Genomic DNA, 22,238 nt, shown 5'->3' on the forward strand with positions numbered 1-22,238 from the left:
AATAGGATTGAGAAAAAGAAGGCCATTTTCCCTCACGGACAGGCCGGGGGCAATCACAGATAGACGACCATAGGCTTTTTTCCGGGGTTGCGGACATTATTTGCCACGCAAAGACTGGATCACCCGCCTGCACGACAAGTTCACAACGCCTGACCGACGCCATCCATCCCGCAATATCAAAACTTTTTGATATTGCCCTTGCGACACTCCGGATCGCTCTCTAGACTGCGCAGCTATGAACCTGCGTGTACCTGCCATTCGCCACGATGCATGCGACGACCTCTCTGCATTGTGCAAGGCCGGCGGCGATCCCTTGCGGCTGAACGTGCTGCGTGTGCTGACCAACGACTCGTTCGGCGTACTGGAACTGGCGCAGATTTTCGCCATCGGCCAGTCCGGCATGAGCCACCACCTCAAGGTGCTGGCGCAGGCTGATCTGGTCGCGACACGGCGTGAAGGCAACGCGATTTTCTACCGCCGCGCCCTGCCCCACACCGAATTACCGGGTGGCAGGCTGCATGCGGCGCTGCTCGATGAAGTGGATACGCTGGACTTGCCGGACGACGTACAAAGCCGTATCGGCCTGGTGCATCGGCAACGGGCATTGGCCAGTCAGGATTTTTTCGCCCGCACCGCAGAAAAGTTTCGCGCCCAGCAGGACCTGATCGCCGGTTTGGCGCAGTACAGCGAAAGCCTGCTGACCTTGCTCGACAAACTGAGCTTCGGCGCGCAAGCGACCGCTCTGGAAGTAGGCCCCGGCGACGGCGGCTTCCTTCCTGAGCTGGCGCGACGCTTCGGTCAGGTGATCGCGATGGACAACAGCCCGGTCATGCTGGACCTGGCACGCGGCGTCTGCGAGCGCAAGGCACTGGCTAACGTTGAGCTCAGACTGGCCGATGCACTGACCGACGCTAAAGTCAGTGCCGATTGCGTCGTCCTCAACATGGTGCTGCATCATTTCGCGGTACCGGCCGAAGCCTTGAGGCAACTGGCCGAACATGTAAAACCCGGCGGTAGCCTGCTGGTAACAGAATTGTGTAGTCATGACCAGAGTTGGGCCAGGGAGGCCTGTGGCGATCTCTGGTTAGGTTTCGAGCAGGAAGACCTGGCCCGTTGGGCCATCGCTGCGGGGCTAGTTCCCGGGGAAAGCCTCTATGTAGGCTTACGTAATGGTTTCCAGATCCAGGTTCGCCATTTTCAGCGACCGGCTGGCGACACTCACCATCGGTAAAATGAAGGAAACCCGTAGAGATGAGCGAATACTCACTTTTCACCTCCGAGTCCGTGTCCGAAGGGCATCCGGACAAGATCGCCGACCAGATTTCCGACGCGGTTCTGGACGCCATCATCGCTGAAGACAAATACGCCCGTGTAGCGTGCGAAACACTGGTCAAGACCGGTGTGGCGATCATCGCTGGCGAAGTGTCGACTTCGGCCTGGGTCGATCTGGAAGACATCGTGCGTAACGTCATCCTCGACATCGGCTACAACAGCTCCGACGTCGGTTTCGACGGCGCGACCTGCGGCGTGATGAACATCATCGGCAAGCAGTCGGTAGACATCGCCCAGGGCGTTGACCGCAGCAAGCCAGAAGATCAGGGCGCTGGCGACCAGGGCCTGATGTTCGGCTATGCCAGCAACGAGACTGACGTGCTGATGCCAGCGCCGATCACCTTCTCCCATCAGTTGGTGCAGCGTCAGGCCGAAGCGCGTAAATCCGGCCTGCTGCCGTGGCTGCGCCCGGATGCCAAATCCCAGGTCACCTGCCGTTACGAAAACGGCAAGGTGGTCGGCGTCGACGCTATCGTATTGTCGACCCAGCACAACCCGGATGTGTCGTACAAGGACCTGCGCGAAGGCGTGATGGAGCTGATCGTCAAGCACGTCATCCCTGCGCACCTGCTGCACAAGGACACCCAGTTCCACATCAACCCGACCGGCAACTTCATCATCGGTGGCCCGGTAGGCGACTGCGGTCTGACCGGCCGCAAGATCATCGTCGACACCTACGGCGGCATGGCCCGTCACGGCGGCGGTGCTTTCTCCGGCAAGGACCCATCGAAGGTTGACCGTTCGGCTGCCTACGCCGGTCGCTACGTCGCCAAGAACATCGTCGCTGCCGGCCTGGCCGAGCGTTGCGAGATTCAGGTGTCCTACGCCATCGGCGTCGCTCAACCGACTTCGATCTCGCTGAACACGTTCGGCACCGGCAAGCTGTCCGATGACAAGATCATCAAGCTGGTCCGCGACAATTTCGACCTGCGTCCTTACGCAATCACCACCATGCTCGACCTGCTGCACCCGATGTACCAGGCCACTGCAGCCTACGGCCACTTCGGTCGTATCCCGGTCGAAATGACCGTTGGCGATGACACCTTCACCGCCTTCACCTGGGAAAAAACCGACCGCGCCGACGCCCTGCGCACAGCTGCCGGTCTGTAAAAACCCAGAAAAAAGCCCCGGACGACCTAGTCGTTTCGGGGCTTTTTTTCGTCTGCGCGGCAGTCATTCCACGTTCACACTTCAAGCCCGCCGCGACACCAGCAGTACCGACGCAGCGCTTGCCAATAACCCTGCGCATACCCTGTTGAACAACCGCTTGCCACTGGGTCTGGCCAACAGGCGACGAGCATGGATCCCCATCGCGGCATACAACGCGATCGCTACGTACTCCAGTACCAGAAACAGACCACCCAGCACCGCGAACTGACCTGACACATCACTTTGCTGATCCACAAACTGCGGAAGAAAAGCAGTGAACAGCAGGATCGCTTTCGGATTACCAATAGCCACCAGAAACTCTTGACGCGCAAGGCTGCCAGCGTTGGCTGTTGTGATCTCTGCCTGGTTCTGAATAGCCGGGTCGGCGCGCCATAGCTGCACCGCGAGATAAAACAGATACGCTGCGCCGACGACCTTGATCACATGAAACAACCATTCGGACGTATGCAACACAGCAGTCAGTCCTGCGCCGGCCAAGGCGATCATGATGACAAACGCCAGCAAGCTCCCCGCTCCGCCGACGCAAGAGCTGGAGAAGCCGTAGCGGGTAGCGTTACTGATCGACAGAAGATTGTTCGGACCGGGCGCCATGTTCAGCGCAAAGCAGGCCGGAATGAATACAGCGAGTGTCGAGATGTCCATTGGCTCCAATCCCTGAGTTGAGTCAGCTATTCAGTCTGGCTTTTTTTAATGAACGGTCAAGACACAGCTGCGCCGTGAAATGCGGCCGGGCTGCAGCGGCAAGGCCATGCGTACCCAGCCTTTGTGGGAGCTTGCTCACGAAGGGGCCGGTGCAGGCGCGACTATCGTGCGGCGCTCTGCGTCGCATGCCTTTCTGGACGCTCCGCGTCCTCTTGACGACGCAGAGCGTCGAGAACTGCGTTCCCACGCTGGAGCGTGAGGAACGATAACCTCAACTATCGTGCCCGATGCTCTGCGCTTCTGCCCGAAGGGCGTGTGAGCTTGCTCACGAAGACGCCGGTGCAGTCACTGATTACTCTGCGTGGACATGCCGGCCTGCGCAATCGCAAAACCCGGTAACCAAGCCCTACCCCATCACCACGCGACAACGACTAGCCTCATCGGGCCCATTCCTAAAGCAAGGATGCTTCGATGCTGCCTACCGTTCGCCTGATGACGTGCGCTCTTGTGTTTGTTCTGCCCGGCCTCGGCCATGCCAGGCAATGCCCTGACTGGCCTGCAGCCAAGGCGCGCAGTGAGGTCACCGCCTTGCAACAGCAGATTGCCGAGTGGGATGACAGCTACCACCGGCAGGGCATTTCGCAAATCGCGGACGAGCTCTACGATCAGGCGCGGCAAAAACTGAACCTGTGGCGCTCGTGCTTTGCCGTTTCCACCCCCGAGTCCGATCCGCTAAAGACAGCAGTCGGCCCGTTGCCTCATCCCGTTCCGCACACGGGCGTCAACAAGCTGGCCGACGAAGGCAGCGTCAAGGGCTGGCTCAAGGGCCGCAACGATCTGTGGATTCAACCCAAGGTCGATGGCGTAGCCGTCACGCTGGTCTACGAAAAGGGCCGGCTTGTGCAGGCGATCAGTCGTGGTGACGGGCGCAAGGGGCAGGACTGGACCTCGCAGGCGCGGCTGATCAAGGCCATTGCTCAACAACTGCCCCAGGCTGAATCCACAATCCTGCAAGGCGAGCTGTACTGGCGGCTGGACGATCATATTCAGGCCGCATCCGGCAGCGTCAACGCGCGCAGCAAGGTCGCGGGACTGCTGGCACGGCAGACGATCAGCCCACAGCAGGCCGACGCTATCGGGCTGTTCGTCTGGGACTGGCCGAACGGGCCTGCCGATATGGCGCAACGACTCGCAGGCCTGCAAGCCATGGGCTTTGAGGACAGCGCGGCCTATACGCATCCACTGGAAAACTACGCCCAGGCCGCCCGATGGCGCGAACATTGGTATCGCAATCCCCTGCCGTTCGCCACGGACGGCGTGATCATGCGCCAGGCTCAGCGCCCACCTGCGCAGCGCTGGCAAGCCAGTGCGCCTTACTGGATTGCCGCCTGGAAACATCCCTACGCCCAGGCGCTGGCCGAGGTGCGCAAGGTCAACTTCAAGATCGGCCGCAGTGGCAGGATTACGCCGGTGCTGGAGCTGACCCCGGTGCGCCTCGATGATCGTACCGTCAGCCGCATCAGCACGGGCTCGCTGCAGCGCTGGCAAACACTGGATATCAGGCCTGGCGATCAGATCGCCGTGAGTCTGGCCGGGCTGACGATTCCACGACTCGACGGCGTGGTGTCGCGTGCTGCCGAACGCGCTGACATGATCGTCCCGCGAGCTGACGACTTTCATGAACTCAGCTGCTGGCAAGCCACTCCAGGCTGCGAAAGTCAGTTCCGCGCCAGACTGGCATGGCTCAGTGGCAAGAAAGGCCTGGCCTTGCCCGGCGTTGGTCCGGGGACCTGGAACGCACTTATCGACAATGGCCAAATCATGGGCTTGCTCGATTGGATGACCCTGAATCATGCTGAGCTTGTTAACATTCCCGGCTTCGCTGAACGCAGTAGCGCTAAACTGCTCGACAGCCTGCAAACCGCACGCGAACGGCCGTTTCAGACATGGCTCAAGGCCATCGGACTGCCGCCCACGGGAGGCGCCAGACTGCCCGACAACTGGCACGAGCTGGCTGGTCGCAGCGTCGAGCAATGGCAAGCAGAGCCCGGCATCGGTCCTGGTCGTGCAGCCAGGCTCAGGGCTTTTTTTCAGGACCCACAGGTACAGGCACTGAGCCAGCAATTGCAGGCACAGAGCATTTCAGGTTTTAAGTAGCGGACGTTCATTTTTCTGTCCGTATTCAAACGGAGTTCATATGCAGTTTTTATCACCACTGATTCTTTTCACCAGCTGCACGCTGCTCGCCACAACCGTATTCGCAGACGCACAGGCCCCCGTGCAGTCCGAATGCCAGATCAAAAGCCAGGAAATCAGCAGCAAGATTCAGAACGCCAAGACCGAGGGTGACAAAACGGAGCAGGCCAACCTTGAAAAGGCACTCGCCGAGGTCAATGCCAACTGCACCGAAACGTCATTGATCAAACAACGCAAGCAGAAGGTGCTCGACGCCAAGCAGGAAGTCAGCCGCCGTCAGACCGACCTGAACAAGGCCATGGAAAAGGGCGATCCAGAGAAGATCAACAAGCGCAAGGACAAGCTCGCCGATTCGCGCAAGGAATTGCAGGAAGCCCAGACCGAACTCGAGAAAGTCCAGCCGGACGATTGATCAGGTTGCGACGCTGCCCATGATCGGCAGCGTCGCAAACCGGCTGTCAGGACACGGCCGGGAAAGCCGACACCCCGAACAGCGCGATGATCAGGCCCATGCCCACCAGCCAGACAAGCGAGCGCAGTGCGGCCAGATCGGCCAGGTAGAAGATGATGTACAGCAGGCGACTGGTGATAAACAGCACCGCCAGCACGTCAATGGTCACCAGCTGCGCGTTACCGGCAATGTGCGCAATGATCACCGCTGCAGCAAACGCCGGGGTCACTTCAAAGCTGTTCAGCTGGGCAGCATGCGCGCGGCGCGGGAACCCCTCCAGCTTGTCGAGAAAGGCACGCGGGTCATGATTGTGCCCGCTGCCAAATTTGCCGCTGCCGAACTTGGCGATACCGGCACAGATAATCGGCAGCAGGATCGCGACCAGCACGCACCAGAAAGCAACTGTCATACGTCCATCCTTATAGGTTCAGCTTCATCTGAAGCATCCGGGCAATACCCGCTCACACATTCTGAGCCGGGGGTCAGCGAAAGGTTCTTGAAGAACGACCACCGACCTGACGCATTACACCAGTTTAGGAAAGATCAGGCTGAACGTGGTGAATTGGCCTGGCTCGCTCCGCACCGTGACCTGCCCTTCATGCAGGCTCATGATGGAACGCACAATCGCCAGACCGAGCCCGGTCCCGCCCTGCTGTCGCGCGCGGCTGACATGCACCCGATAGAAACGATCGAACAGGCGTGGCAGGTGCTCGGCATCGATACCATCCCCTGCGTTGCGCACCGCCAGTGTCACTTCATCTTCATGCGTGGCTAGCGTGACGGTAATGACGCTGCCCGACAGACCGTGACGAATGGCGTTGGACAGCAGATTGGAAATCGCTCGCTGAATCATCAGCCGGTCACCGGTCGCCCTGGCGTGCCCCTGAACCTGCAAGGTGATGTCGCGATCCTCCGCCGAAGAGGAAAACAGTTCGGCGACCTTGTCCGCCTCCTCGCGAAGGTCGATGACCTCGACCGGCAACGGCGCTGCTGGCTGACTGACACTGGCCAGAAACAGCATCTGACTGATCATGCGCGACATGCGCTCCAGCTCTTCGGTGCAGGACTCCAGGGCCTGTTTGTACTCCTCCGCCGGACGCGGTCTGGACAGCGTGACCTGCGCCCTGCCCATCAGGTTGTTCATCGGCGAGCGCAACTCATGCGCGAGGTCGTCCGAGAACTGCGCCAGTTGCTGCACATCGCCGTCCAGCCTGTGCAGCATGAAGTTGACGGCATGTGCCAGGTCGCGCAATTCGTCAGGCAGGCCCTTCACTTTCATGCGATGAGACAGGTCGCGGGCCGAGATCAGCGCGGTGACTTTCCTGAACGCCCCCAGCGGCCTGAGCCCGCGACGCACCACCCACCAGACGCCAAAGCCGACCAGCAGCAGAATCACCGGCAAGGCCAGGCAGGTCGATGTGACGTAAGCGTGCAGCAGCACGGTGTCGCTTTCCCTGTCCATGGACAGCCTGACCAGCACGTCCTGACCGGTCTTGAGGCGCACGGTCCTGTAACCCAGCAGAATCTTGTGGCCCTGGGCGGATTTCAGTTCCTGAAAGCCTTGCGGCAGCGTGTCGGCATCGGGAACCGGCAGATTTCGTCCCTCTACGTTACCAACGCTCATCAGTTCTTGCCGAGGGCTGCCCGAGTCGAGAATGGTCAGCGAGAAGCTGTCATGCCCGACGATCTGGTCACGCAGCGTGTGCGGGTACTGGACGATGTCGGCGACGCCCAGAAACCCCTCGCTCATGCTGTGTTCGATCTGCCTGAACTTCTCGCTCAAAGCGTCTTCGGCACGTATATCGAGCTGACGGGAAATGGCTGTATAGGCGAGCATTTCCATGACCAGCACCAGACACCCGATGAGTGCCGCGACCGTCAATCCGAGACGTGTCGAGAGACGGGTCAGCTTCATTCACGCACTTCCAGTACGTAACCGACACCACGCAGCGTGTGAATCAGCTTGGTCTCGAACGGATCATCGATCTTCGCGCGCAGACGGCGGATCGACACCTCCACCACGTTGGTGTCGCAATCGAAATTCATATCCCAGACCAGCGAAATGATCTGGGTGCGCGACATGACCTCGCCGCTGTGCCGCATCAACAGGTGCAGCAGCGCGAACTCCTTGGTCGTCAGGTCAATGCGCTGCTTGCCGCGAAACGCCCGGTGCCGGCCTTGATCGAGCTCCAGGTCGCCGACCTGCAACACCTTGGCGGTCGTGGTCTGTTCGCTGCGGCGCATGAGTGTGCGGACCCGGGCCAGCAGCTCGGGAAACTCGAACGGCTTGACCAGATAATCATCGGCGCCCATTTCCAGCCCCTTGACCTTCTCCTCCAGCCGTCCCCGTGCGGTGACCATCATGATGCGCGTGTTGACGGTTTTCCTCAGGCGGCTCAACACCTCCCAGCCATCCATCTCCGGCAGGTTCACGTCCAGAATCACGACGTCGTAGGCCTGATGCTGCGCGAGATATAGCCCATCGAGTCCGGTGTTGGCGATATCGACCACATAGCCGCTTTCGGTCAGCCCCTGATGCATGTACTCGGCAGTTTTCGGCTCGTCCTCTACTACAAGGATTCGCATAACCAGGCTTCCTGTTTGATGAACGGTGAATGACGATGCCGTGCAGTGTACTGAAAAGAAACGCCTGTCTCGCGAGATAACAGAATCGTAATTTTCCAGCAATCCCTGTGATAGCTCCCATTGCATAAAGTCCCGCTCAGCCAACTTCAGTGCCTTGGTGCCTGTTTGTATTCTTGCTTTGATGGGGTGATTTCATGGATCTGGAGAACAACGTACGCATTCGGCGTACCGAAGAGTTGGCAGGGAGCCCGGCATGAGAGTCGGCGCACTTTGTCTGATGTTGTTACCGTTCATTGCTCCGGGCATGGCGATGGCCCAGGGCATCAGTCTGCCTCAGGCACTGGAAGCCGCCTTTGCCCGTAACCCGGAACTGGCCGCAGCCCAGTGGGAGATCGGCGTTGCCGAGGGTGATCGCCAGCAGGCTGGACTGATTCCCAACCCGACAGTGTCATGGGAAGTCGAAGACACCCGCCGCGAGACCAGCACCACCACCGTGATGCTCAGCCAGGCACTGGAACTGGGCGGCAAACGCGGGGCGCGCATTGAGGCCGCGAGCAAGGGTCAGGACGCTGCGCGTCTGGAGCTGGAGCGCCGCGGCAATGAACTGCGTGCCGAGGTGGTTCAGGCGTTCTACGCAGCCGCGCGGGCACAGGCTGGCCTGGAACTGGCGCGCCAATCCAGGACACTGGCCGAACGCGGCCTTGAGGTTGCCGAAGGGCGAGTCCGGGCGGGTAAGGTATCGCCGGTGGAAGCCACACGCGCCCAAGTGCAGTTGGCTGAAACCGACCTGCTGGTGCGCCGCGCCGAGACCCTGAAAATCAACAGCAAGCGCGAGCTGGCGCGCACCACTGGTTCGCCGCTCGCCTCTTTCGAACGTCTGGACTACAGCGACCTGTCGCCGGGCAAACTGCCACCGAGCGCAAAGCTACTGACCGCCCTCAATCAGTCCGCCGAGCTGCGCCTGGCGCAGACCCAGATCGAGCAGCGCGAAGCCGCGCTGGGGTCGGAACGCGCCAAGCGCATCCCCGACCTGACCGTCAGCGTCGGTAGCCAGTACAGCCGCGAAGAGCGCGAGCGGGTCAACGTCGTGGGCCTGTCGATGCCGCTGCCGCTGTTCGACCGCAATCAGGGCAACGTGCTCGCGGCATCACGCCGTGCCGACCAGTCACGCGACCTGCGCAACGCCGTCGAACTGAAGCTGCGCACGCAGACGCAGTCCGCCCTCGATCAATGGACCACCGCCGCGCAGGAAGTCGAGTCCTTTGACCGCGTGATCCTGCCCGCCGCGCAACGTGCCGTCGACACGGCAACGCGCGGTTTCGAGATGGGCAAGTTCGGTTTTCTGGAAGTGCTGGATGCGCAACGGACGCTGATTTCGGCGCGCAGCCAGTACCTCGAATCGCTGGCCACCGCCACCGAGGCCAGAGTCGCCATCGAGCGAATACACGGTGATCTCAACCGCTTCAGCCTCAACCCCTGACTTTCCTTTTCCGCCTGTATCGAGCGTATCGAAAGGTGCTGCACGCACCTGATCGCCGGGAGCCTTCATGAACAACAAACGAAGCATTGTCATCGCGCTGGCGGTGGTGGTCATCATTGGTCTGGGCAGTCTGACCCTTAACCCGCAGATGCTGCCGTTCACCGCCGGACCCAAGCCATCGACCGAGGAGCACGCGCATGACGCCGAGCAGGGGCACTCTGAAGAGCCAGGCCACGCCGACGAGCAGGGCCACGGCAACGAGGCGAAAAAACCGGATGCCGCAGCCTCCGAGTCTTCCCATGAAGAAGAGGAAGAAGGACACATCGAGCTGACCGCCGAGCAGATCAAGGCGGCAGGCATCGAGCTGGCCAGCGCAGAACCCCGGCAGATGAGCACGACCGTGACCTTCCCCGGTGAAATCCGCTTCGATGAAGACCGCACTGCGCATGTGGTGCCGCGGGTCAGCGGCGTGGTCGAAGCGGTGAAGGTCGATCTGGGTCAGTCGGTGAAAAAGGGCCAGGTGCTGGCGGTGATTGCCAGCCAGCAGATTTCCGATCAACGCAGCGAATTGAACGCCGCACAACGACGCCAGGAACTGGCGCGCCTGACCTTGCAACGCGAAAAGAAACTCTGGGAAGACAAAATCTCGGCCGAGCAGGATTACTTGCAAGCGCGTCAGGACTTTCAGGAGGCCGACATCAACCTCGCCAATGCACGGCAGAAGATCAGCGCCATCGGCGCCAGCACCCATCCTTCAGCGGGAAGCCGCTACGAGCTGATCGCACCGTTTGACGCCGTAGTCGTGGAAAAACACCTGGGCATCGGCGAGATGGTCAGCGAGGCGAGCAACGCCTTCACGCTGTCCGACCTGTCGCGTGTATGGGCCACCTTCGGCGTGGCGCCCAGGGATCTGGACAAGGTGGTGGTCGGTCGTCCGGTCATCGTCAGTGCGCCCGACCTGAATGCCCGGGTCGAAGGACGGGTCGGCTACGTCGGCAGCCTGCTGGGCGAGCAGACCCGCGCTGCGGCCGTGCGCGTGACACTGGCCAACCCGCAGGGCGCCTGGCGTCCCGGCCTGTTCGTTTCGGTGGAAGTCGCCGCCGAGCAGGCTAGTGTGGCGGTCAGTCTTCCCGAATCGGCGATTCAGTCGGTCGAGGACAAGCCCTCGGTCTTCGTGCGCAACGCTGAAGGGTTTCAGCTGACGCCGGTGACACTTGGCCGCCGCGATGGTGGCCACGTGGAAATCGTCAAGGGCCTGGCGGCCGGCACACAAGTGGCCACCGCCGGCAGTTTCATCCTCAAGTCGGAGCTGGGCAAAGGCTCCGCCGAGCACGCCCATTGATCTGCGTCCCACGAGTACACCCACATGTTTGAACGGTTGATTCAATTCGCGATTGAACAGCGCATCGTCGTGATGCTTGCTGTGCTGCTCATGGCTGGGCTGGGCATCGCCAGTTACCAGAAACTGCCCATCGATGCGGTCCCCGACATCACCAACGTACAGGTGCAGATCAACACCTCTGCGCCCGGCTTCTCGCCGCTGGAAACCGAGCAGCGCATCACCTTCGCCATCGAGACCAACATGGCGGGGCTGCCCGGTTTGCAACAGACGCGCTCGCTGTCGCGCTCGGGCCTGTCCCAGGTCACGGTGATTTTCGAGGACGGCACCGACCTGTTCTTCGCCCGCCAACTGGTGAACGAGCGCCTGCAGATCGCCAAGGACCAGTTGCCGGAAGGCGTCGATACGATGATGGGGCCGATCTCCACCGGCCTTGGCGAGATCTTCCTGTGGACAGTCGAGGCTCGTGAGGGCGCGCTGAAAGAAGACGGCACGCCGTACACGCCGACCGACCTGCGGGTAATTCAGGACTGGATCATCAAGCCGCAACTGCGCAACGTGCCGGGCGTGGCCGAGATCAACACCATCGGCGGTTTCGCCAGGCAGTACCAGATCGCGCCTGATCCGAAAAAACTGGCCGCCTACAAGCTGACGCTCAACGATCTGGTGGCAGCGCTGGAGCGCAACAACGCCAACGTCGGCGCAGGCTACATAGAGCGCGGCGGCGAGCAGTTACTGATTCGCGCACCGGGTCAGCTGGGCACCGTGGACGACATCGCCAACATCGTCATCGCCAATGTGCAGGGCACGCCGATCAGAATCAGCAGCGTGGCCGAGGTCGGCATCGGCAAGGAAATGCGCTCCGGCGCAGCCACCGAAAATGGCCGTGAAGTGGTGCTCGGCACCGTGTTCATGCTGATCGGTGAAAACAGCCGGACCGTCTCGCAGGCGGTGGCCGCCAAACTCGCCGAGATCAACCGAACATTGCCGCAGGGTGTGGAAGCGGTAACGGTTTATGACCGCACCACGCTGGTGGAAAAAGCCATCGCAACGGTCAAGAAGAACCTGATCGAAGGCGCGATTCTGGTCATCGTGATTCTGTTTCTGTTCCTCGGCAACATCCGTGCTGCGCTGATCACCGCCATGGTGATTCCGCTGGCCATGCTGTTCACCTTCACCGGCATGTTCACCAACAAGGTCAGCGCCAACCTGATGAGCCTGGGTGCACTGGACTTCGGCATCATTGTCGATGGCGCGGTGGTGATCGTCGAAAACGCCATTCGCAGGCTGGCGCATGCCCAGCAAAAGCACGGTCGCATGCTGACCCGCAGCGAGCGTTTCCACGAGGTCTTCGCTGCCGCCAGAGAAGCCCGTCGGCCGCTGATCTTTGGTCAGCTGATCATCATGGTCGTGTACCTGCCGATCTTCGCCCTCACCGGTGTGGAAGGCAAAATGTTCCACCCGATGGCCTTCACCGTGGTCATCGCCCTGCTCGGTGCCATGATTCTTTCGGTGACCTTCGTGCCTGCCGCCATCGCCATGTTCGTGACCGGCAAGGTCAAGGAAGAAGAAGGCTTTGTGATGCGCACCGCCCGCCAGCGCTACGCACCGATCCTGAGCTGGGTACTGGGGCATCGCTCGATAGCGTTCGGCATGGCCTTCGTGCTGATCGTGCTGTCAGGGTTCACCGCCAGCCGCATGGGCAGCGAGTTCATCCCGAGCCTGAGCGAAGGCGACTTCGCCTTGCAGGCATTACGTGTGCCCGGGACCAGCCTGACCCAGTCGGTGGACATGCAGCAGCGTCTGGAAAAAGCCATCATCGAAAAAGTCCCGGAAGTGCAGCGCGTGTTCGCCCGCACCGGCACCGCCGAGATCGCCGCCGACCCGATGCCGCCCAACATTTCCGACAGCTACGTGATGCTCAAGCCGCAAAGCGAATGGCCTGACCCGGACAAGTCTCGCGAAACTCTGATCGCCGACCTGCAAAAGGCCGCAGCCAGTGTGCCGGGCAGCAACTACGAACTGTCCCAGCCGATCCAGTTGCGCTTCAACGAACTGGTTTCCGGAGTGCGTAGCGATGTGGCGGTAAAGGTCTTCGGCGACGACATGAACGTGCTGAACCAGACCGCCGCAAAAATCGCCGCCACCCTGCAAAAAGTGCCGGGTGCCTCAGAAGTCAAAGTCGAGCAGACCACCGGCCTGCCAGTGCTGACCATCAACATCGACCGCGACAAGGCCGCGCGTTACGGCCTCAACGTGGCCGACGTGCAGGACGCCATCGCCATTGCGCTGGGCGGTCGTCAGGCGGGCACGCTGTATGAGGGCGACCGCCGCTTCGACATGGTGGTGCGCCTCTCCGAGCAACTGCGAACCGACGTGGACGGGCTTTCCAGCCTGCTCATTCCTGTGCCTGCAAGCGCTGGCAACCAGCAGATCAGCTTCATCGCCCTGTCCCAGGTCGCCAGCCTCGACCTGGTGCTCGGCCCGAACCAGATCAGCCGCGAGAACGGCAAACGTGTGGTCATCGTCAGCGCCAACGTGCGCGGTCGCGACCTTGGTTCGTTTGTCGAAGAAGCGGGCACCACCATCGACAACGGCGTGCAGATCCCGGCCGGCTACTGGACCAGTTGGGGCGGGCAGTTCGAACAACTGCAATCGGCCGCCAAACGCCTGCAGATCGTCGTGCCGGTGGCGCTGCTGCTGGTACTGGCGCTGCTGTTCATGATGTTCAACAACCTCAAGGACGGCCTGCTGGTCTTCACCGGTATCCCGTTCGCCCTGACCGGCGGCGTCATGGCCCTGTGGCTGCGCGACATCCCGCTGTCGATCTCCGCAGGCGTGGGCTTCATCGCCCTGTCGGGTGTGGCGGTGCTGAACGGTCTGGTGATGATCGCCTTCATCCGCAGCCTGCGCGAACAAGGCCACTCACTGCACGACGCCATCAACGAAGGCGCCCTCACCCGCCTGCGCCCGGTGCTGATGACCGCACTGGTCGCCTCCCTGGGCTTCATCCCTATGGCCCTCGCCACCGGGACTGGCGCCGAAGTACAGCGACCGCTGGCGACCGTGGTGATTGGTGGGATTCTGTCGTCGACGGCGCTGACGTTGCTGGTGTTGCCGGCGTTGTATCAGTGGGCGCATCGGCGGGAGGATGAGGAGGCGGTTGAGGCGTTGAAATAGGTTTTTAAGTAAAAATTGCGCTGATCCAGCTGATGTTACCGTCAACTGGCCCAGCGCAGTCGGCACTGTCTGTAGCCAACGTCTTACTCCATTTCCAGAAACGCAGCACACCTGCTGGCGAATGACCCAGATAGACGCTGCAGCACTGAACGATGATATTTAGAGCCTCAGCATTTACCTGCTGACGATTGAGTGCCTCAAGCAACAGTTGCTTGAGCAAGACAAGATCGTCAGTAAAGTCAAAAAAGAACAAGGAAGCTGCATGAGTGGTTATGTTCCAAGACCCGCTTTGCCCAATGCAAGTAAAAGTAACAGCGGTGTGGAGCCTGTTGATATTCATGCCCAGCGCTGGGCCGAATACAAAGTCCATCAAGCGAAGGAAGACACCAAGCCCAACACCGTGGGCTGTGTGTTTGCAAAGAGCTGCGATCTTCCTGACGGCGTGATCGACCATGAGAAACCAGCAGGGTTTATTCCTGCTGAGAAGGTAGCCAACTACGGCGATCTATCAATTCTCGGCGGCCGTGAAACAGATGCGGACGGGAAGATCCACCTCAAAAAGATCAGTGGAAGCGCGTTGCCAACAGCGCTCGGAACACTTTTATGCGCGGTGCAGCGACTACTGCGAGTGTTTCCTGCAGCGGTCTCTGCACCACTGGAGCGGCTGTTGCTGCGGGTACAGGGACTGCTGCAACTGGCGCGGGGACTGGAGCAGGCGTAGTCACGGCAGGTGTTGCAGCCGGTACCTTGGCCGGTGTGGTTGCACTGCTCTGGCCATCAAGCCTCGGTGATAGCAGTCTTTACATCGAAGAACAGCTCAAGTCGCTCAAGGAAGGCCGCACACGTGTTCGGTTGCATATCGAGCAACAAGCTGATGGCACTCTGAAAGGTTATGGTTACAACACTCAGAAGCGCCGCGATTGGGAAATGATTCCGGTCGTGCAGTTCAAGGCGCAAGGCTCGCAGCAGGTGGCCGATTTTGGTGACGGCGTTACGTTGATTTGGACGCCTGCCGTCCCCCCCGCCGATACGTTGGGAATTCCAGCACTGGAAGCCGCACCGCAAGCCCCGCAAATCTGGATTTATCCGCCGACCGAGCAAGCGGATAACATGATCGTCAACCCGACTCATCCGCCTGACTACAAGGATTTTATCCTTGTTTTTCCGGCTGACTCGGGCATAAAACCGCTCTACATCGTGATGAACGTGCGCCTCGATCCGGGCACTGTGACAGGGCAGGGGCAGGACGTTTCGGGGATTTGGTTAGCCGGTGCAGGGGCTGGGCTTGGTGCAGCAATTCCAACTCGTATTGCTGACCAGCTCCGGGGGAAAAGCTTTGCCAGTTTCGACGCGTTCAGGAAGGCGTTCTGGAAAGCTGTGGCGACAGATCCGGAGTTAAGCAGTCAGTTTAATCCGGATAATATTAAGAGGCTTTCGAAGGGATTATCACCAACGACCCGGATGAAAGATCAGCTCGGAAAACGGATATCTTTTGAGCTTCATCACCTAGACACAATTGCAGATGGCGGTGCTGTTTACGATGTGGATAATCTCCGTGTAAACACGCCTAAAAACCACGTAGATATTCATAGGGATGCACATTAATGGAGCTGAAAAACGCGCTTTCTGACTACACCGAATCTGAGTTCAGGCAGATAATTCAGACCATTAAAAACTGTGACGGTGACGAGGCGTTTCAGGACGATTTAATTGCTCACCTGAATCTCATTGCCTTAGAGGCTGGTGGGTCTGACTTGGTTTTTTACCCGGAGGAAGGAGCTGATAATTCAGCCGAAGGCATCACCCAAACGATTAAAGAATGGAGTGCAGCCAATGGCCTGCCCGGCTTCAAAGATGCCTGAGGTCATGCCTTGATTTGCCCGCAAGGCATTAGACGCCTCCTGGATCCTCGCTTGTGCATTGCACCTAGTGCGCGGATACCCGGCAAAACCGACTGGTCTATCACCCAAAGAAAAAAACCAGCGCCCGTAAGAGCCCCGGTTTTTTATCACGCTCAAATCGCTTGTAGTCGCCGTGGTGTCATTTCGCGCCCTGATCACCACAAGGCATGGCCACGGACCTTGAGCACAGCCAGCTCGATCCCGTTCCCGATTGCGACTCGTATTGCCGATCAGTTGCGCGGCAAAAGCTTCAGCAGTTTTGGTGCGTTCAGGAAGGTATTTTGGATCTCGCTAGCTAATGACTCGGAGTTAAGCCAGCAATTCAGCTCACCTAACCTGTCCAGCATGGCAAAAAGGCTTGGCCCCCGGCAGCACCGAAAAGCGAGCACGCAGGAAAGCGCATCGCATTCGAACTGCACCACGTAGAACTAATTAAAAACGGTGGTGCCGTGTACGATGCCGACAATCTTCGAGCTGTTACACCAAGACGTCATATTGTGAGTAATGGAATTTAAGAGCGCTCTTGCCGGCTACACAGAGCACGAATTCAAAGCCCTGGTTGACACTATGGACGATGCTGGAACGGAAGAGGATTGCGGAGAGTTGGTGGAGCACTTCAACAAGGTTGTGCTTGCGGATCAAAGACCCCAATAAAAAGAAAAGCGCCCCGAAGGACGCTTCTACGGATGCTGTCGAGAATGTGATATGCGGTCAAAGCACACTCAACGGATACTCCACAATCACCCTCACCTCATCCAGATCCGATTCGAACGCCGTGGCCCGGGTCGTTGCCTGGCGTACGCGCAGCGACAGGTCTTTGAGTGATCCGGTCTGCACGATGTATTTCGCTTCGATATCACGCTCCCAGCGTTTTTGATCGGTCAGTGGGTTGCCTTGTGCGTCGCGGCGCATGTAGGTGCTGTTGGCGTTGGAGTAGTCGGCGTCGGTGCCTTTGCCGTAGCGGGTCATGAACGACAGGCCGGGCACGCCGAAGGTGGACATGTCGAGGTTGTAGGTGACCATCCACGAGCGCTCCTTGGGTGAGTTGAAGTCGCTGTACTGGATGGAGTTGGCCAGGTAGATGGAGTCGGACTGCCTGAGGTAGTCGAAGTCATCATCACCTTCGTTGCGCTGGTGCGAAAGCGACAGGGTGTGTGCGCCGTATTGCAGGGCGAGTTTTGCGCTCCAGATGTCGTTGTCGAATTCGCCGAGCAGCTTTTTGCCCTCGTCGGTGGCGTTGTAATAGTTCAGGCTGCCGGTCAGTGCGAGGTCATCGGAAAGTGGCAGCACATAAGACGCCGAGGCGTATTTCTGATCCCAGACATCTTTCAGGCGGCTGGTGTAAAGGCCGAGGCTAAGCCTGTCGGTGGCCTGGTAATCACCGCCGAAGTAGGCAACCCAGGGAGAGTCGACCGCGCCGCCGTAGAAGGTCACGAAGCCGTCGCGCAGGTTGCTGGAGACCGGCTGGCTCATGGAATGCAGGCGACCGCCTTGCAGGGTCAGGCCGCTGATGCTGTTGTTGATCGCCGTGACGCCACGAAAGCTTTCCGGCAGCAGGCGTGAATCACCGAATGCAACCACCGGCGTCGACGGGAAGACATCGCCCACGTTGACGACGGTGTCGAAGGCCCTGGCCTTCAGCGAGCCGCCGACTTTGCTGTACTCGTCGCGGGCATTGCCCTGCCCATCGACCGGCAGCACATCGAATGCGCTGCGCCCGCCGTTGCGTCCATCGCCTGTGTCGAGCTTGATGCCGATCATGGCAAAGGCATCGACCCCGACGCCGAATGTGCCTTGAGTGAAACCTGACTGGAATCGCCCGATGATGCCCTGCGCCCATGCTTCGGAGTAACCATTGCCGGTCGGGCTTGACTCGCCGTTGCGGTGGTCGCGGTTCATGTAGAAGTTACGGTTGAGTACCGTCAGCGTGCTGCCTTCGATGAAGCCTTCTTTCTGTTCTTCGGCGAGTGCGGTAATCGGCGTTACACCTGCCAGTGTCGAGCACAGGGCAAGGGACAATGTTCTGAGTTGGGTCATATGTGCTCCGATGGATCGGCAGATTGTTTTAAACGTGTCGACCTGGCTCTTTTTATAGGTGCGAGAGCTGCCAGCGGGGCACCATCTTGAAGTGGCGAAGATAACGTCGAGGTGACGGCGGGATTACAAATATGAAAGGAAGTGAAGTACCGCCTGCGTTAGTTCAATACGGTGAAACAGGCATTGAACGGATACGTCTGTTTTTATTCTCGCCGAAGGCCGTAGGAGCAGGCCGGGCGACGTTTCGCTGGTTAGCGAAGATGGTGCATTTGCAGCGAGCATGCCGGCCTCTTCGCGAACAAGTTCGCTCCTACGCCCTTCGGGCAGATGCATGAAAAACGCTTATCGCCGACGTTTCTGCCAGGAATAAAAAAAGCGCCCCGAAGGACGCTTAAAGATTCGCCCCGACCAAAGGAGCAGGGAGCTGCTACAAAGGGCGAATAGGGGTGCAGCGGGTCGGGCAGCAAAGGCATCAGCCTTCGGACTTGGTCGACCGCTCAGCCTCGGCTTTCTCGTCGGTATTGACGTACCGCTCGGCTTTGCTGCTGTTCTGTTCCTTGAAGCGCATCTCCTGCGCCAGGCGCATCTTGTCGGCAGCGGGGCTTGCGTACTCGTTACCGTCGTCGGCAAAGGCTGCAGTGGCGGACAAGGCAGCTACGGCGAAGACCATCGATTTGACCAGTTTCATCATCATTACCTTTCTCGGTTGAATGTCGGACCTGCGCAGCGCTCGGCGCTCGTCAGGGATGAAACAAGCTTACGGAGGGGGAGCTAACAGGAAGGTGAGCGAACAATGACAATACTGTTAGGAAGCTGACATCTGCGAGATGACCGATTTGTAATGTTTCAGCAACCTTCCGGTTAGTGCGCATTGGTTAGGGTTAAGCCACATTCAAACGGAGACAAAAGAAAATGCGCACAGCCAAATCGTTGTTACTTGCCCTGGTCATCCTTTCGCCCATCAGTGCTTTCGCCTACACCTCTGATGAGGTCAAAGCCACCACGGTGATCAAGGAACACCAGGCCAGCGTGCAGAAGTATGCCGCCCTCCATAACAAGCCGATGCCGGAGATCAAGGAGTACACCTACGGCATGAAGCTGGACGTTGCCAAGCTGGTCCGCAAGTCCCCGGATCTGCAAACCTGTAGCGTGATGCCAAAACTGATGACCTACGAAGACTCCAAGGGCAAGCTGAACACCGTTCAGTACCAGGTCCTCAGCGGATGCAGAAACAGCCAATGATTCTGACCCTGCCAGGAAGGCCACTCAGCGTTACATCCCCCGTCAGCCCGGACCGTCATTCGGGCTGAGTTTTTTGCGTCTGCAATCCCCTCCTTTTCCCGTCTAAAATCCAGCTTCAATTGGTGATTCCGGCCTTTTTTTGCAACATCACCGCCTCTGCGTGGTCAACGCAAACCCCACTGTGGCGTGTCGAGATGTGTCTGGACGTAGTTCCGGTCCATCAAACACAGGCTCGGTTACGGTGATCGAGACACTGCAATTACGGATTTGGAATGACCGATGCTTGAACTCGCTGCTGGTTTTATCTGCCTCACTGCGCTGCTGACCTACGTGAACTACCGTTTCATCGGCCTGCCGCCCACCATCGGCGTGATGGTCACCGCGCTGATGTTCTCGTTGCTGCTGCAGGGTCTGAGCTTTCTGGGCTATCCCGGCCTGGAAGATCGCGTTCAACAATTGATCGGCCAGATCGACTTCGGCGACCTGCTGATGAACTGGATGCTGTCCTTTCTGCTGTTCGCCGGGGCGCTGCACGTCAACCTGGGCGACTTGAGAAGCTACCGTTGGCCCATTGGCCTGCTGGCAACTTTCGGGGTACTGATCGCCACCACCGTGATCGGCGCACTGGCCTACTGGATCTTTGCCCTGTTCGGCTGGCACGTCAGCCCGTTGTACTGCCTGCTGTTTGGTGCACTGATCTCGCCTACCGACCCGATTGCGGTGCTTGGTGTGTTGCGTACCGCCAACGCCTCGAAACCGCTGAAGACCACGATCGTCGGCGAAAGCCTGTTCAACGACGGCACCGCGGTGGTGGTGTTCACCGTGCTGTTGGGTATCGCGCAGTTGGGCGAGACGCCGACGGTTGGCGAAACCGCTCTGCTGTTCGTTCACGAAGCGGTGGGCGGGGTGCTGTTCGGCGGCCTGATCGGTTACGCCGTGTACCTGATGATCAAGAGCATCGAGCAGTATCAGATCGAGGTCATGCTCACGCTGGCACTGGTGATCGGCGGCTCGGCGATGGCGTCTGAACTGCATGTGTCCGGTCCTATCGCGATGGTCGTGGCCGGCCTGATCATCGGCAACCTGGGACGCAATCTGGCGATGAACGACATGACCCGTCGCTACATGGACGGTTTCTGGGAGTTGCTGGATGACATGCTCAACGCGCTGCTGTTCGCGCTGATCGGTATGGAGCTATTGCTGTTGCCGTTCTCATGGCAGCACCTGATTGCAGCCAGCCTGCTGGCGGCGGCGATTCTGCTGTCGCGCTTCGTCACCGTCGCTCCGGCCATCCTGCTCCTGCGTCGCTGGCGCAAGGTGCCGCACGGCACGATCCGCATCCTCACCTGGGGTGGCTTGCGCGGCGGTGTCTCGGTTGCCCTGGCCCTGGCGCTGCCGACCGGGCCGGAACGCGATCTGCTGCTGAGCATCACCTACATCGTGGTGCTGTTGTCGATCCTCTTGCAGGGCCTGACCATCGGCAAGCTGGTGAATGCCGTCACCCGCGCCCCGCAGGCGAAAGACCCGGCAGAGCATTGATCAGGCGGATGCAGCGGCGCGCCGGTATTCACTGGGCGTCTGCTGCATCTCCACGCGGAAGTGTCGGTTGAAGTTGGACAGGTTGGCATAGCCGACTTCAAAGCAGATGTCCGACACCGACATCTCGCTGTGCAGCAGCAACCGGCAGGCCCGCTGGACCCGCAGTTTGCGCATCAGGTCGATAAAACAATGGCCCGTGGTGCGCTTGAAGAAGCGTGAAAAACCCGGATCGCTCATGTCCAGTCGCTGCGCGATGACGGACAGGCGAATATCGCTGGTCAATTCGGTCAACAGATAGTCGAACGCCTTGTTGATCCGTTCGGAGCTGCGCGCATCCAGGGTCGGTGCATACCAGGTGCTGGCCAGCAGGCGAACCTCGTGCGCAGGCGCTTTCATCAGCGTGTTGACCAGTTGCAGGAACAGAATCAGCCGCTCCAGCCCCTGAGCCGGGCCGATCTCTTCAAGCAGGCGCGCGGCCTGCACCGCTGTCGCACCGGTGAACTCCAGGCCGCGGCGCGCCTGCTCGAACAGGCGCTGCAAGTCACCCATCTCCGGCAGCGTGCCACGCAAGGCGAGCAACGCTGCACCGTCGAACTGCAGCACCACGTCCCGCCCGGGCAGATGTTCGCCGGGGGCCAGGTCGCCGATCCAGTCATGCGGCAGATCCGGGCCGATCAGGGCCACATGCCCTGCCGCGAACTCACCGATGTAATCACCGGCCACCAGCTTGCCGCTGCCCTGGCGGATCAGATGGATTTCGAATTCCGGATGATGGTTCCAGCGCGCCAGCGCGTAGGGATAGTCATGCTCGTACCAGCGAAAGCAGTGGTCGGGCTGCGGGAGAATAACCTCAAGCTCGGCAGGGCGCTGCTCGAGCAAGGCGGCTCGGCTGTCAGGCACGGGATGCCCCTTTTTATCGTTATGAATGCTCTTTGGACACTTGAACATACGCCCTCGCGCCTGGCCAAGGCTAGCTCGCGATCAAACCGGCACTGATACTTTTTTGCTTTCGGACCGCCGGAGCGCGCTCGGTTAAAAAAGTATCAGTCGCTCATCCGCCCTGCGTTTGTTCAGCACCCTGAGGGCTGCTGTAATCGAGCCGTCCACCAGGGTGACTCAACCGTGGCCAACAACAAAAACAAT

19 protein-coding genes and 2 pseudogenes are annotated in these 22,238 nt (G+C 59.7%); 13 read left to right on the top strand and 8 right to left on the bottom strand.

The window, feature by feature from the left end:
- Window positions 1–235: 235 nt before the first annotated feature.
- Both KUIN1_RS25245 and metK read left to right on the top strand, forming a co-directional pair.
- Window positions 236–1,231, top strand: coding sequence for an ArsR/SmtB family transcription factor (locus KUIN1_RS25245; RefSeq protein ID WP_003316359.1), 996 nt, complete (start codon window positions 236–238; stop codon window positions 1,229–1,231).
- Window positions 1,232–1,251: 20 nt separating this feature from the next.
- Entirely contained in the window at window positions 1,252–2,442 is a 1,191-nt protein-coding gene (gene metK, locus KUIN1_RS25250; protein WP_024652330.1) for a methionine adenosyltransferase, read from the top strand.
- 81 nt (window positions 2,443–2,523) lie between these two features.
- Here metK and KUIN1_RS25255 read toward each other — a convergent pair whose 3' ends face one another.
- Entirely contained in the window at window positions 2,524–3,144 is a 621-nt protein-coding gene (locus KUIN1_RS25255; RefSeq protein WP_024652331.1) for a LysE family translocator, read from the bottom strand.
- A 471-nt stretch (window positions 3,145–3,615) separates the two neighbouring features.
- Here KUIN1_RS25255 and ligB point away from each other — a divergent pair, with 471 nt between their 5' ends.
- Window positions 3,616–5,301, top strand: a complete 1,686-nt coding sequence (ligB, locus tag KUIN1_RS25265) for an NAD-dependent DNA ligase LigB (protein WP_103713733.1) — start codon at window positions 3,616–3,618, stop codon at window positions 5,299–5,301.
- 40 nt (window positions 5,302–5,341) lie between these two features.
- Window positions 5,342–5,752 (top strand): DUF1090 domain-containing protein, encoded by a 411-nt coding sequence (locus KUIN1_RS25270; RefSeq protein ID WP_003405184.1) that lies wholly within the window; start codon window positions 5,342–5,344, stop codon window positions 5,750–5,752.
- Between the two features lie 46 nt (window positions 5,753–5,798).
- Here KUIN1_RS25270 and KUIN1_RS25275 read toward each other — a convergent pair whose 3' ends face one another.
- From KUIN1_RS25275 to KUIN1_RS25285, 3 genes are all read right to left on the bottom strand, one after another.
- Window positions 5,799–6,200 carry an MAPEG family protein gene (locus KUIN1_RS25275; RefSeq protein WP_003405186.1) on the bottom strand — a complete coding sequence of 134 codons (402 nt, stop codon included), beginning with the start codon at window positions 6,198–6,200 and terminating at the stop codon, window positions 5,799–5,801.
- A gap of 114 nt (window positions 6,201–6,314) precedes the next feature.
- Window positions 6,315–7,706: a heavy metal sensor histidine kinase gene (locus tag KUIN1_RS25280; RefSeq protein WP_103713732.1), complete on the bottom strand. Its 1,392-nt coding sequence runs from the start codon at window positions 7,704–7,706 to the stop codon at window positions 6,315–6,317.
- Window positions 7,703–8,377, bottom strand: coding sequence for a heavy metal response regulator transcription factor (locus KUIN1_RS25285; RefSeq protein WP_003405189.1), 675 nt, complete (start codon window positions 8,375–8,377; stop codon window positions 7,703–7,705). Before KUIN1_RS25285 ends, KUIN1_RS25280 begins: the two co-directional genes overlap by 4 nt.
- A 253-nt stretch (window positions 8,378–8,630) precedes the next feature.
- Here KUIN1_RS25285 and KUIN1_RS25290 point away from each other — a divergent pair, with 253 nt between their 5' ends.
- The 3 genes from KUIN1_RS25290 to KUIN1_RS25300 all read left to right on the top strand — a co-directional run bounded on the left by KUIN1_RS25290 (window position 8,631) and on the right by KUIN1_RS25300 (window position 14,376).
- Window positions 8,631–9,857 (top strand): TolC family protein, encoded by a 1,227-nt coding sequence (locus KUIN1_RS25290; protein WP_103713731.1) that lies wholly within the window; start codon window positions 8,631–8,633, stop codon window positions 9,855–9,857.
- A 67-nt stretch (window positions 9,858–9,924) separates the two neighbouring features.
- Window positions 9,925–11,199, top strand: a complete 1,275-nt coding sequence (locus KUIN1_RS25295) for an efflux RND transporter periplasmic adaptor subunit (protein ID WP_103713730.1) — start codon at window positions 9,925–9,927, stop codon at window positions 11,197–11,199.
- Between the two features lie 24 nt (window positions 11,200–11,223).
- The gene (locus tag KUIN1_RS25300) at window positions 11,224–14,376 is read left to right on the top strand and encodes a CusA/CzcA family heavy metal efflux RND transporter (protein WP_103754589.1); all 3,153 of its coding nucleotides are present in this window, start codon (window positions 11,224–11,226) and stop codon (window positions 14,374–14,376) included.
- Between the two features lie 4 nt (window positions 14,377–14,380).
- Here the strand turns inward: KUIN1_RS25300 and KUIN1_RS25305 are convergent, their stop codons facing one another.
- Entirely contained in the window at window positions 14,381–14,629 is a 249-nt protein-coding gene (locus KUIN1_RS25305; protein WP_024652179.1) for a hypothetical protein, read from the bottom strand.
- Between the two features lie 9 nt (window positions 14,630–14,638).
- On the opposite strand from KUIN1_RS25305, the pseudogene KUIN1_RS25310 reads away from it, so the two are divergent.
- The 4 genes and pseudogenes from KUIN1_RS25310 to KUIN1_RS28855 form a co-directional block, all read left to right on the top strand.
- Window positions 14,639–15,981: pseudogene (locus KUIN1_RS25310) on the top strand (S-type pyocin domain-containing protein).
- Window positions 15,981–16,238 carry a bacteriocin immunity protein gene (locus tag KUIN1_RS25315; RefSeq protein WP_024652177.1) on the top strand — a complete coding sequence of 86 codons (258 nt, stop codon included), beginning with the start codon at window positions 15,981–15,983 and terminating at the stop codon, window positions 16,236–16,238. The pseudogene KUIN1_RS25310 and the gene KUIN1_RS25315 overlap by 1 nt, the downstream one beginning before the upstream one ends.
- A gap of 273 nt (window positions 16,239–16,511) precedes the next feature.
- On the top strand, window positions 16,512–16,703 hold the full coding sequence (locus tag KUIN1_RS28850; protein ID WP_442963302.1) for a hypothetical protein: 192 nt from the start codon (window positions 16,512–16,514) through the stop codon (window positions 16,701–16,703).
- A pseudogene (locus KUIN1_RS28855) lies at window positions 16,643–16,792 on the top strand (S-type pyocin domain-containing protein); the annotation flags it as partial. The gene KUIN1_RS28850 and the pseudogene KUIN1_RS28855, both read left to right, overlap by 61 nt.
- A 196-nt stretch (window positions 16,793–16,988) precedes the next feature.
- On the opposite strand, the gene KUIN1_RS25330 reads toward KUIN1_RS28855, so the two are convergent.
- Window positions 16,989–18,314, bottom strand: a complete 1,326-nt coding sequence (locus tag KUIN1_RS25330) for an OprD family porin (protein ID WP_057458108.1) — start codon at window positions 18,312–18,314, stop codon at window positions 16,989–16,991.
- A gap of 472 nt (window positions 18,315–18,786) precedes the next feature.
- Window positions 18,787–19,008 (bottom strand): hypothetical protein, encoded by a 222-nt coding sequence (locus KUIN1_RS27770; RefSeq protein WP_024640423.1) that lies wholly within the window; start codon window positions 19,006–19,008, stop codon window positions 18,787–18,789.
- Window positions 19,009–19,226: 218 nt separating this feature from the next.
- Between KUIN1_RS27770 and KUIN1_RS25340 the strand changes: the two genes are divergently transcribed.
- Complete coding sequence (locus KUIN1_RS25340) at window positions 19,227–19,556, top strand: DUF2790 domain-containing protein (protein ID WP_003343803.1); 330 nt, start codon at window positions 19,227–19,229, stop codon at window positions 19,554–19,556.
- A gap of 279 nt (window positions 19,557–19,835) precedes the next feature.
- Window positions 19,836–21,095, top strand: a complete 1,260-nt coding sequence (locus KUIN1_RS25345) for a cation:proton antiporter (RefSeq protein WP_003405216.1) — start codon at window positions 19,836–19,838, stop codon at window positions 21,093–21,095.
- Here the strand turns inward: KUIN1_RS25345 and KUIN1_RS25350 are convergent, their stop codons facing one another.
- Complete coding sequence (locus tag KUIN1_RS25350; RefSeq protein WP_162886009.1) at window positions 21,096–21,995, bottom strand: AraC family transcriptional regulator; 900 nt, start codon at window positions 21,993–21,995, stop codon at window positions 21,096–21,098.
- Between the last annotated feature and the right edge of the window lie 243 nt (window positions 21,996–22,238).

Origin of the sequence: Pseudomonas sp. KUIN-1 (assembly GCF_009176725.1) — a bacterium.
In the GTDB taxonomy this organism is placed as follows: domain Bacteria; phylum Pseudomonadota; class Gammaproteobacteria; order Pseudomonadales; family Pseudomonadaceae; genus Aquipseudomonas; species Aquipseudomonas fragariae.